This is a genomic window from Paraburkholderia xenovorans, assembly GCF_046030735.1.
Classification (GTDB): Bacteria; Pseudomonadota; Gammaproteobacteria; order Burkholderiales; family Burkholderiaceae; genus Paraburkholderia; species Paraburkholderia xenovorans_A.
Genome location: NZ_JAQQBV010000007.1, coordinates 147877 through 160242 on the forward strand (window position 1 = coordinate 147877; position 12366 = coordinate 160242).

Here is a 12366-nt window from a genome sequence, read left to right on the forward strand (position 1 = left end):
CCGCAGGCATGTGCGACGCACACGGCAAGTCAATCTGCACGGTCTTCAGAAACACGATGGAACCTGGAACACAACCCACACAACAGGAAGACGCCGGACTGGCAGCGCTAATCGTCATTGCGCGTTTTCACGGTATAGCCGCTGATGCTTCCCAGCTAAGGCACCGGGCGGCGCTGGAAGGAAGCGCGTTCTCCGAGTCGCAGATCGTACTATCCGCGCACCAGATCGGTCTGAAAGCGAGCGCTGTAGCCCTTGTCCCCGACCGACTGACCCAAACACCCTTTCCAGCGCTCGCCCTGGATCGCACCGGTCGGCACTTTATCCTGGCGGGCTCAGACGGAACGACCGTGCTGGTGTTGGAGCCCAACATGCCGGCGCCAGGCGCAAAGCCGATCGGCGAGATAATGGACCGGTCAACCGGCCGCATGATCCTTTTCGCCTCTCGCGCTTCCTTTGCAGGAGAACTGGCTCGCTTCGACTTCTCATGGTTTATCCCCGCAGTCGTCAAATACCGCTGGCTACTGCTCGAAGTACTGCTGGTGTCCGTGGTGCTGCAAATATTCGGCCTCGTCTCGCCCCTCATGTTTCAGGTAGTAATGGACAAGGTTCTCGTCAATCGAGCCTACAGCACGCTTAATGTTGTCAGCGTGGCTCTACTGGTGAGTTCGGTATTCGAGGTGCTACTCACAGGCTTACGAAACTATGTGTTCTCACACACCACAAATCGTATCGATGTCGAACTTGGCTCTCGCCTCTTTCGCCATTTGCTGACTCTGCCCCTCTCGTACTTCGAAGCAAGGCGCGTAGGAGACACAGTCGCACGTGTTCGCGAGCTTGAAAGCATCCGCAGTTTTCTCACTGGTCAGGCTGTAACAGCGATCATTGATTTACTCTTTTCAGTGATCTTCCTCGGCGTGATGTGCTTATACAGCGTCTGGCTGACTCTGGTCGTAGCGATCTCGCTACCCGTCTATGCAGCCGTCTCCATCACGCTCAATCCAATCCTTCGGCAACGCCTGAATCACAAGTTTGCGCGCGGGGCCGACAACCAGTCGTTTCTTGTAGAAGCCGTATCCGGCATTCAGACAGTAAAGGCGATGGCGATTGAGCCGCAGTTCACCCGCCGCTGGGATAACCAGCTTGCCGCATATGTCGGTGCGAGTTTTAAGGTCAATTCGTTAGGCAATATCGGTCAGCAACTCATTCAATTGACCGGCAAACTGGTAACGCTGGCGACGCTGTTTTTCGGTGCAAAACTCGTCATAGACGGGCAAATCACCGTCGGCCAACTGATTGCGTTCAACATGATGTCGCAGCGTGTAAGCACGCCCGTTCTGCGCCTCGCACAACTATGGCAAGATTTTCAACAGGTCGGCATTTCGATGCTGCGCCTCGGCGACATTCTCAACACACGCACTGAACTCCCGCAAAGCAGCCAGTCATTACCCACTCTCAAAGGAGAAATCAGCTTCGAGAACGTGCGCTTTCGCTATCGCCAGGACGGCCAGCCGTGTCTCAATGGAATCGACCTCAAGATACGCGCAGGAGAAATCGTCGGTATCGTCGGGCGATCGGGATCCGGCAAGAGCACGCTTACCAAACTATTGCAGCGCTTGTACGTTCCGGAGAGCGGCCGTGTCCGTGTCGATGGAATCGATCTCGCATTGGCAGATCCGGCATGGCTTCGGCGACAGATTGGTGTAGTGCTGCAGGAAAACCTGCTATTCAACCGCTCTATTCGCGAGAACATCGCGGTAACTGCCGCTGGCTCGTCACTGGAACTGGTCATTCAGGCTGCAAAGCTCTCTGGAGCACATGATTTCATCTCTGAATTCCCTGAAGGCTACGACACGCTGGTGGGCGAGCATGGCTCATCACTCTCAGGGGGCCAGCGTCAACGTATCGCTATCGCGCGCGCACTCCTGACCAATCCCCGCATTCTGATTTTCGACGAGGCCACCAGTGCGCTCGACTTCGAAACCGAACGCGTAATCCAAAACAACATGCGAGCGATTTGTCATGGGCGTACCGTCATCATCATTGCGCATCGACTGAGCGCCGTGCGTGACGCTCATAAGATAGTCGCCATGGACAACGGGCAGATCATCGAACAAGGCAGTCATCGCCAACTGTTGGAGAAAAACGGCTACTACGCTCAACTCGTCTCGCTGCAGACCAGCTAATGGCCATCTACTTCCTTCGGGTCCGCGCAATCACCGATCTTTGCAGACGCTACCGCGCAGTATTCCTATCGGCGTGGCGAACGCGAGAGGAACTGGACGCACAGTCGCGTTCGGCCCACGAGTTGCAATTCCTTCCCGCCAACCTGGAGTTGATCGAAACACCCCCGCACCCCGCGCCGCGATGGACGATGCGCATCGTTGTAGCGCTCGGATTTCTGATCACAGTAACCACCGTATTCGGCAAGCTGGATATCGTCGCAGTCGCCAAAGGCAAGCTGATACCGAGTGCCCGCGTGAAAACCATTCAACCGGCCGTTACCGGAGTCGTGCGGCAGATTCTGGTCCGCGACGGCGAGCGCGTTAAGACGGGGCAGGCACTGCTGATTCTCGACGCGACGCAGGCCGCCGCCGATGCACACAAAGCACGTTCTGCCAGAGTCGACGCGGCACTATCAACCGCACGCGCGCAAGCGCTACTCGACGCGCTAAAAAGCGGGCGCATGCCCACGCTTCCCGCTGTTGCGGGAGCGTCCCAAACGCAGCAGGACGGAGCTCAGCGATTCGCCGAAGGACTCTATCGCGAATACACCGACAAACTCGCCGCTGCCCGTTCCGAACTTATTAAACGGGAAGCCGAACTGGCCGCCATCCAACAGGAAGTGGCAAAGCTACGCGCGACGGTGCCGCTCGTGCGTAGCGCAGCCGACGATTACAAGACGCTTGCCCATGAGAGGTACGTGTCCACACACGACTATCTGGGCAAAGAGCAGACAGCACTCGAGCAGGAACATGATCTCGTCGCCCAGCAGAGCCACGCTCGCGAACTGGCGGCGGGTATAGCCGTGCAGCAGGCAACGATATCGCTGGTCACTTCGCAATTCTCTCGCGAACAACTCGATGCACTCGACAACGCAAGCCAGCAATTCACGCAGAACAGCGAGGATGAAACCAAGGCGCTGACACGGGAGGGGCTACTGACACTCTATGCGCCTGTCACCGGGACAGTCCAGCAGTTATCCGTGCACACACTCGGAGGCGTAGTGACGACTGCGCAGTCGTTGATGGAGGTGGTACCCGACGATGCAGTAGAAGTTGAAGCCAATGTCGAGAACAAAGACGCAGGTTTCGTCGACGTGGGACAGGACGCAGTCGTGAAGATCGACGCCTTTCCCTACACACGCTATGGCTATCTGACGGGAACAGTCACGGCGGTTTCGAACGATGCCGTGCAAACCAGGGACCGGAAACAGGCGCTGACCTTCACAACCCGAATACGGTTGCCGACTAACCAGATGCAGATCAACCATAAGTCAATCAACCTGACGGCCGGCATGGAAGTGACGGTCGAAATCCGGACTGGTCAACGTAGCGTGGCCAGCTATTTTCTCGATCCACTGGTGCAGACCGCAAGCGAGAGCTTGCGTGAGCGTTAACCGCCCAGGTTACAAACTTTCTCAAATGTACCAACAGTCACGCATGCCACGACATTCCGGAAACGACTTTACGCGCCGACACCAGCGGATGACATCAACGTTGTTATGCCTGTCGCTGTTGCCAGGATTACCGCGAGCGGGGCTGGCGTTCGATGTGTTCCGAACGAACGCCCTCGTTCCCGACACACCGGTCACAGCATTTGCGATCCAATCCGTGTTGCCCTGCGAGTTCAACGCGTTGAGCGAACCGTTGCGCCTCGACGAAGCCGTGAACCGGACTCTCTGCAACAACCCCAGGACGCGCGCGGCATGGGCCAACGTCAAAGTGCAAGCTGCTGGTGTTGGCTCAGCGCAGTCGGCGTATTTGCCGGACGTTTCAGCCACATGGCAAGAAGTGCGCGACGACTCGGTCGACGATGTCACCGGTTACCCGCACCTCAGTTCAGCGAATCGCTCAACTGTTCACACAGGTTCGGTCTCACTCAGTTGGGTGTTATACGATTTTGGCGGTCGAAAAGCAGCACTTCGCAATGCGCAAGCGTTGTTGAACGCAGCCCGAGCTAGTCAGGATGCCTCTCTGCAAACCGCGTTTTCCATGGCGGCGACAGAGTACTACTCCGCACAGGCTGCCGCCGGCAAGCTGGTAGTAGCGCGGGAAACGGAACGGATTGCGCACGATAGTTTCGCTGCCGCGTCTGCACGCGTACGCCATGGCGTCGCAGCAATCTCAGACCAGTTACAGGCGCAGACGTCGTACGCTCAGGCAACCTTCAACAAGGCGAAGGCTTCGCGCGACGTGCAAATAGCGCTGGGCACACTCGCGTCCGATATGGGCCTCAGTCCTACCCAACCTATCGTCATGCCCGCGGTGGACGATGGTGTCTCACCCGACCGCGATTTCGCCGAATCGGTCTCGCAGATGATCGCCCATGTCCAACACTCGCACCCAGACGTCGAGGCTGCAAAAGCAGAGTTGGAAGCTGCGATCGCAAAGGAGCAACAAATCCGGTCCGAAGGTCTTCCTGACTTCAGTTTCGTTGCGAAGTACAGCCGGAATAATCAGCCGGCCAGCCTCGGCCTGGGCTCGCCGCAATTTGCCGCGACCGGACACGAATGGTACGTCGGCTTGCAAGTGCAGATCCCGTTATTCGAGGGCTTCGGCAGGACATATCAGGTGCGGCAAGCGCACGCCCAAGTCGAGGTTCGGCAATCCACGCTCGACGAAGGGTCGGGCTCGACGTGTGGAAAAGCTACCAGGCGTTGCAGACCGACGTCGAGAACGTGCGGAACGCAGCAACTTTATTGCAGTTCGCCACGCGTTCCTTCGAAGCGGCAAGCCGGCGGTATGCCGCTGGCGTCGGCGATATGCTTGAACTGCTCAACACCCAGTCGTCGTTGTCGGAGGCCAACCGTCAACGAATCGAGGCCTTGACGGATTGGCGCGCGGCGAGACTCGACCTCGCCGCGCAATTGGGACGTCTGAACGCCATGGACATACAGATACAAGGCCGTTGAGCATCGGGGATCGTTGGTCGTCAACAACTACCCACAAGGGCTTTTGCACAAAGACGGCATAGATCTTATAGCGCCAACACCGTCACCCCCACCTCCACCCGATGCGCGCCGCCACCCAGAATCATCCCGCGCAGCAACGACACATCGCTGTAATCGCGGCCGATAGCCAGTGTCACATGATCCATATCGGCGAGCACATCGTTGGTGGGATCGAGATCGATCCACCCGCTGCCCGGACAATGCACCGACACCCACGCATGCGAAGCATCCGCGCCGATCAGCCGCGGTTGCCCCGGCGGCGGATCGTTACGCAGATAGCCGCTCACATAGCGCGCGGGCAAACCCAGCGAGCGCAAGCAGCCGATCATCACCTGCGCGAAGTCCTGGCACACGCCGCTTTTCAATTCGAACGCGCGCTCGGCGGGCGTATCGAACATCGTCGCCGAAGGTTTGTAGGCGAAGTCACGGTGAATCCGGTGCATCAGATCGATTGCGCCGGCCGCGATCGGCATGCCGGCAGGAAAACTCGGCAACGCATACGCGCGCAGCGAGGGCCGCGGCACGATATTCGGCGACGCGAAGCAGAACTCCACTTCGGGCCGGAACTCGCCACCCACCCAGAAACGCAACTCACCAGCCACCTCTTCCCATGCAGGCGTCGCTTCAGGATCGAGGTCGGTCCAGCGCGGTGTGAGCGCCACCGTGGTTTCGCTCACGAGTTGCAGGCGCTCGTGCGGCATATCCAGCGCGAAGTACAACACGTCGTTGCCGAATGCGTCGAGGCGGCTGGTCTGATACGAAGGCTGCGGCTCGATCTTCTCGCTGTGCGAGACCACGCGCTGCCACTCACAGGCGATCGGCCGGATCGTGGCGAGATGCTGCGCGGTCTCGACATACGTGGAGTAGTGGTACGTCGTGCGATGCGAAACGGACAACACAGTCGGCGCGCCCTTCATGACCACACCTGCGAAGCGACCGTACTCGCATGACTGAAATAGCGCGCGCTGATCTCATGCGCTGCCGCGCCGACAAAGCCGCCGATCTGGTCGCACACGGCGATCAGGTCGGCGTACTTGCCGTCTTCGTCGACTGCGCACAACGCTTCGAGCGTCGGCAGCGACGCAGCAGGCGGCATCAGTTCCGCGAATGGACGATGCCGCGTGCTGCCCGCCGCCACCGCAATCTCATCGAGTTTCTTGCGCAGACGCTCATACACACCATAGACGCCGCGCGGATTATGCGGCTCGCTCACCAGCAGATCGAGCAACGCCGGCACTTCGAAGCGGCCCGGATAGAGCGATCGATACGTCAGCGTGCTGTCGAACAGTTGCAGCAGCAGATCGAAACCGGCCGGCTTCGCGAGCTGGCCTTTGTCGGCCACTACGCGTAAAAACGAGGTCATCGCCGAAACGCGTTCGATGTGCCGTCCGACGAACAGCAGACGCCACGCTTCGTCGCGCGTCATCCGATCGCCCTGTGCGCCGCTGATCGCCGACAGTTGCACCGACAGACGTTCGAGCGCGTTCATCAGCGTCACGCGGTCATAACGGTCGTAGCGTCCGCCGCGCTCGTTGCGCTCACCTCGCCCGCTGCCGTTCGCACCGTTTGGCGACGAACCGCTCTCGCCATTCGAAGCGCTCACAGGCATCAACGTCTGCAACGCATCGCGAAAGTCGTTCCGCGCGGCAAGAATGGTGCGCCAATGATCGTTCGACAAGCGCCCACGCACTTCGCCGTTCGAACGCGCCTGGCACTGCAGGTTCTGACCGATGCTAGCCGCGCCGGTACTCTCGCTCAGATTCGCGACCAGCGCGCGTTCGAACGCCTGCGGCGAATGCGGCGAGAACATGTCGCCGGACTGCACCAGACCGCAATGCAACGCGAGTTCGACCAGCGTGGGAAACATTGCGTCGGCGTCGTTGCCTTCGAGCGAGCCGAGAATCAGCCGCAACAGCCGCACATTGTTTTCGGCGCGTTCGCCATAACGTCCGGCCCAGAACAGATTCTCGGCTGCGCGGCTCGACACGGTGCGATGCTTGCGCGCAAGATCGGCGGGTTGCATCGGCGAGGGCAGCAGCGTGAAGGTCGAAGTCGGCTGGCTCGACAACACCCACGTATCGACGCTGCTGCCGCCGTATTGCATCGACACGGTGGTTTGACGCTCGGCGGCCATCCGCGTGAAGCCGCCGGGCATCACGTGCCAGCCGCCGTTGACGTCGGCGATCGCATACACGCGCAGCACCGACGGACGGCGGCCGATCGTGCCGTCTTCGTAACGCGGCGTGCAGGAAAAGCGCTGCGATTGTTGAATCGTGTACGCGTCGGGCATCGCCTCGATCCGCTCGCGCCACGCAGCGAGCCGTTGCTTGCCCTGTTCGATGCCGGGCGGCGCATCGCGTGGCGCAACCGGCCATGTCGGCACAATGAAGGCTTCGTCGAGACGCGAGAACACGTGATTGCGCGCCGCCTTTTCGCCGCACCACCACGTCGCCACGCCCGGCAGCACGAGGTCTTCGTCGAGCAGCACTTCGGCGATGCCCGGCAGAAAACCGTGCATCGCGGGCGACTCGACAAAACCCGAACCCGGCACGTTCGACACGATCACATTGCCCGCGCGCATCACCTGCAGCAGGCCGGGCACGCCGATGCTCGAATCCGCGCGCAGTTCGACCGGATCGCAGAACGCATCGTCCAGACGGCGCAGCACCACGTGCACACGCTCCAAACCGGCGAGCGTCTTCAGATACAGCATGTCGTCGCGCACGGTCAGGTCCTTGCCCTCGACCAGCGTGACGCCGAGATAGCGCGCGAGAAAAACATGCTCGAAGTAAGTTTCGCTGAACGGCCCAGGCGTGAGCAGCGCAATATGCGGCGAACCGTCGGCCCCCTCGCCGTCGTGCCGCATCGTGGCCTGGGCGGCCTGCACGAGCGTCGCGATCAGTTGCGAGTAAGTGGGCGCGAGACGGCTCACGCGCAGCGCGCGAAACGGATCGGCGAACAGCGTCGACACGATCAGCCGGTTTTCCAGCGCGTAGCCAAGACCGGACGGCGCCTCGGTGCGATGCGCCATCACGGTCCAGTCGCCGTTCGGCGCGCGGGCGAGATCGACCGCCACCACCTGCAGATACTGACCGCCCGGCGGCGTGAAGCCCTTCACCGAACGCAGATAGCCGGGATGCCCGAACACCAGCGCGGGCGGCAATTGCCCACGTTCGAGCAGGGTCTGCGGCCCATAGATATCGGCGACGATCGCGTTCAGCAGATGCGCGCGCTGCGTCACGCCGCGCTCGATATGCGCCCACTCGCTCTCGCTGATCAGGAACGGCAGCAGATCGAGCGCCCACGGCCGCGACTCGCCGTTATCCGCGTACACGTTGTAGCTGATGTCGTTGTCGCGGATCTGCTGCGCGACCGAGGCACGGTTGTCTTCGAGCCGCGCGATCCCGTCTTCGCCGAGCCGTTCGAAGAATTGCCGCCACGGTTCGCGCAACGCACCGGTGGCGTCGCGTAACTCGTCCCAATGTCCTTCATACGCCGGCAACAGCCGCAACAAGGACGAAGCGTCCGCGCGCGCCGCGGACGTCTCGAAGGGAAAAGTCGATTGAAAGGCCAAGATCGTGTCGTTTTAAGAGTGTGCCAGGCTTACCAGTAGCGCAGATCGAGCGTGAACGGAAACTCGAGGCTGCGCTGCGGTGCGTCCACCTTGAGCGGCCCCGGCGTATGACCCGACGCGAAGAAGCGCGCGCGCCGCCGGCTTTCCGCCTCGTAGGCGTTGACCGGGAAGGTCTCATAGTTGCGCCCGCCCGGATGTGCGACATGATACTGGCATCCGCCGACCGAGCGGCCAGTCCATGTGTCCACCAGGTCGAAAGTGATCGGCGCGTCCACGCCGATCGTCGGATGCAGCGCCGACGGCTGCGACCACGCGCGAAAACGCACGCCGGCCACATATTCGCTGACGCGGCCGGTCGGCTGAAGCGGCACCGGCACGCCGTTGACCGTCAGCACATGACGATTGCCGTTCAGACCGAGCGCATGCACTTCGAGCCGCTCCACCGACGAATCCACGTAACGCACCGTGCCGCCCGTCGAGCCCTCTTCGCCCATCACATGCCACGGTTCGAGCCCGTTACGGATGGTCAGCGAGACGCCGTCCACCGTCGTCGCGCCGACCAGCGGGAAGCGGAATTCGAAGTGCGGCGCGAACCAGCTGCTGTCGAACGCGAAGCCGGCCTGTTTCAGTTCGCCGAGCACGTCGTCGAAATCCATCTTCACGAAGGTGCCGAGCAGGAAGCGGTCGTGCAGTTCCGTGCCCCAGCGCGTAAGCCGCTGCGTGTACGGCGTCTGCCAGAAGCGCGCCACCAGCGCGCGCAGCAGCAGTTGCTGCACGAGGCTCATGCGCGCGTGCGGCGGCATTTCGAAACCGCGCAATTCGAGCAGGCCGAGGCGGCCGGTCGGGCCGTCGGGCGAATAGAGTTTGTCGATGCAGAACTCGGCGCGGTGCGTGTTGCCGGTCACGTCGATCAGGATGTTGCGCAACGAGCGGTCGATCATCCACGCGGGCAGGTTCGCGCTGTCGCGTCCGCCGAGCAGGTCGATCTGCCGCTGCAATTCGCGCAACGCCACTTCGAGCTCGTACACCTGGTCGTTACGCGCTTCGTCGACGCGCGGCGCCTGGCTGGTCGGTCCGATGAACAGCCCGGAGAACAGGTATGACAGCGAAGGATGGTTGTGCCAGTACGCGATCAGGCTGGCGAGCAGATCGGGCCGGCGCAGGAACGGACTGTCGGCGGGTGTCGCGCCGCCGAGCACGAAGTGATTGCCGCCGCCGGTTCCGGTATGGCGGCCGTCGGTCATGAACTTCTCGCTGCTCAGATAGCTCTCGGCCGCGGACTTGTACAGGTACTCGGTGTTGTCGACCAGTTGCTCCCAATTCGAAGCCGGGTGGATGTTCACCTCGATCACGCCGGGGTCCGGCGTGACCTGCAAGATTTTCAGGCGCGCGTCGCGCGGCGGCGGATAGCCTTCCAGCACGATCTTCATCTGCAATTCCGCTGCGGTCGCTTCGAGCGCGGCGAGCAGGTCGAGATAGTCGTCGAGTTCGGTGAGCGGCGGCATGAACACATGCAGCAGCGTGCGGCCGCTGCCGAACGCTTCGGTTTCGGCCTTCGGGCCGGCCGCGCGTTTCGGGTCGCGCGCTTCGACGCAGATCGCCGTGCGCAAGGTTTCCCTCGACGAACGTCCGCGCGGCGGCGGCTGCCCGGCCCCGGGTTGCGGCGCGAAAGCGAGCGGGCCGCCGCCTGGCACGCCGCTCAGCAGATCCGTTGCGGACGACGACAGCGCCGCCGCGCGCCGCGCTTCGAGCGCATTCATCGTGCGCGATTCGCCGTCGTACTGCATGCGCAGTTGGGCGGCGGAGCGCAACGGCAGCGGCGGCGCAAACGGATCGTGCGCGTGCTGATACGGATAGTCGGTCTTCGACACCCACGGCAGCGAATCGAGCGGCAGGCGATAACCCATCGGCGAATCGCCGGGGATCAGGAACATTCGCTCGTCGCGGAAAAACCAGCGGCCGCTGACCCATTTCGGCGCTTCATGCGGCACGTCGCGTTCACGCGCGAGCGGCAGCACATAGCCGGTCGCGCCGCCAAGGCCCGCATCGAAGACGCGGCGCAAGCGCACGCGTTCGAGTTCGTCGTCGAGGCGCGCGTCGAGCGGATCGACGTTCACCGGCAGACGGCGCTCGCGCCACAGGTAGTACCAGACGTCTTCGAAACCGGGCTGGATGCAGTCTTTATCGAGCGACAGTCTGGTCGCCAGATGGGCGAGGAAACGCTCGGCGTCGGCGGCCGTGTAGTTGCCCGGCTCGCGTTCGTCGGCGAACAGCGTCGGGTCTTGCCAGCACGGCTCGCCGTCCGCGCGCCAATACAGCGACATCGCCCAGCGCGGCAACTGCTCGCCCGGATACCACTTGCCCTGGCCGATATGCAGGAAGCCGTTCGCGCCGTAACGCGAGCGCAGCTTGTCCATCAGCGCGACCGCGTAGCCGCGTTTGGTCGGGCCGAGCGCGTCGGTATTCCATTCGGCGGCGTCGCGGTCGCGCACCGACACGAAGGTCGGCTCGCCGCCCATCGTCAGGCGCACGTCCATGTCCGCGAGTTGCCGGTCGACCTGTTCGCCCATCTTCAGCACGTCGCGCCACACTTCCTCAGTGAACGGCCTCGTGACGCGCGGCGTTTCCAGCACCCGCTCGATCGACATCGTGTGCTCGAACTCGACTTCCGATTCGTCCACCGCGCCGGAGATCGGCGCGGCGCTGCCCGGCTCCGGCGTGCAGGCGACCGGAATGTGCCCTTCGCCGGCCAGCAGCCCGGACGTCGGATCAAGGCCGATCCAGCCCGCGCCCGGCAGATACACCTCGCACCATGCGTGCAGGTCGGTGAAGTCGACTTCGGTGCCGCTCGGACCGTCGATCGATCGGGTGTCGGGCGCGAGTTGCAATAGATAGCCGGACACGAAGCGCGCCGCGAGCCCAAGCTGCCTGAGCGTCTCGACCAGCAGCCAGCCCGAATCGCGGCACGAGCCGGCCGCGCTTGCGAGCGTTTCCTCCGGCGTCTGCACGCCGGGCTCCATCCGGATCAGATAGCGGATCTCGCGCTGCAACCGCTGATTCAGCGCAACCAGAAAGTCGGCGGTGGCCGTCGGCGTCGTATCGATGCTCGCGACGAACTCGGCGAAGCGCGGCGTCATCGGCCGTTTGACGCGGTACGGCGCGAGTTCCTCGGCGAGCCCCGGCGCGTAGTCGAACGGAAACTTCTCCGCCGAAGGCTCGAGGAAAAAATCGAACGGGTTATAGACGGCCATTTCGGCGACGAGATCCACCGTCACCTTGAACTCGCGCGTCTTCTGCGGGAATACGAGACGCGCCTGATAGTTCGCGAACGCGTCCTGCTGCCAGTTGATGAAGTGTTCGGCCGGCTCGATCCGCATCGAATACGCGAGGATCGGGGTCCGGCAATGCGGCGCAGGCCTCAGACGCACGACCTGGGGCGACAGCGAAACCAGCCTGTCGTAACGGTAATGTGTGACATGATTCAACGCGACGCGAATGGACACACCGGACTCCTGGACAAGGGATGGCAGCCCGCCCAAAAAGCAAGCTTCATGCCGTTGAGTGAAAAACCGCGTGAACTGCCTGTACTGCCCGCAATACTGCCTGATGCGAAGTTCGCGGC

The 12366-nt window shown here is 62.1% G+C and carries 5 protein-coding genes and 1 pseudogene; 3 read left to right on the top strand and 3 right to left on the bottom strand.

Going from position 1 to position 12366, the window contains the following annotated elements:
* Positions 1-56: 56 nt before the first annotated feature.
* The 3 genes and pseudogenes from PQQ51_RS09315 (at position 57) to PQQ51_RS09325 (ending at position 5131) form a co-directional block, all read left to right on the top strand.
* On the top strand, positions 57-2183 hold the full coding sequence (locus PQQ51_RS09315; RefSeq protein WP_408496480.1) for a type I secretion system permease/ATPase: 2127 nt from the start codon (positions 57-59) through the stop codon (positions 2181-2183).
* Entirely contained in the window at positions 2183-3616 is a 1434-nt protein-coding gene (locus tag PQQ51_RS09320) for an HlyD family type I secretion periplasmic adaptor subunit (RefSeq protein ID WP_408496481.1), read from the top strand. The genes PQQ51_RS09315 and PQQ51_RS09320 overlap by 1 nt, the downstream gene beginning before the upstream one ends.
* A gap of 88 nt (positions 3617-3704) precedes the next feature.
* A pseudogene (locus PQQ51_RS09325) lies at positions 3705-5131 on the top strand (TolC family protein).
* A gap of 65 nt (positions 5132-5196) precedes the next feature.
* Here the strand turns inward: PQQ51_RS09325 and PQQ51_RS09330 are convergent.
* From PQQ51_RS09330 to PQQ51_RS09340, 3 genes are read right to left on the bottom strand one after another with little or no spacing between them, the layout of a single operon-like run.
* Positions 5197-6087, bottom strand: a complete 891-nt coding sequence (locus PQQ51_RS09330; RefSeq protein WP_408496482.1) for a transglutaminase family protein — start codon at positions 6085-6087, stop codon at positions 5197-5199.
* Complete coding sequence (locus tag PQQ51_RS09335; protein WP_408496483.1) at positions 6084-8744, bottom strand: circularly permuted type 2 ATP-grasp protein; 2661 nt, start codon at positions 8742-8744, stop codon at positions 6084-6086. Before PQQ51_RS09335 ends, PQQ51_RS09330 begins: the two co-directional genes overlap by 4 nt.
* Positions 8745-8773: 29 nt before the next feature.
* Entirely contained in the window at positions 8774-12247 is a 3474-nt protein-coding gene (locus tag PQQ51_RS09340; protein WP_408496484.1) for a transglutaminase family protein, read from the bottom strand.
* Between the last annotated feature and the right edge of the window lie 119 nt (positions 12248-12366).

Coding starts and splice junctions, on each gene's coding strand:
- PQQ51_RS09315 (WP_408496480.1), top strand. CDS start 57: ATGGAACCTGGAACACAACCCACACAACAGGAAGACGCCGGACTGGCA.
- PQQ51_RS09320 (WP_408496481.1), top strand. CDS start 2,183: ATGGCCATCTACTTCCTTCGGGTCCGCGCAATCACCGATCTTTGCAGA.
- PQQ51_RS09330 (WP_408496482.1), bottom strand. CDS start 6,087: ATGAAGGGCGCGCCGACTGTGTTGTCCGTTTCGCATCGCACGACGTAC.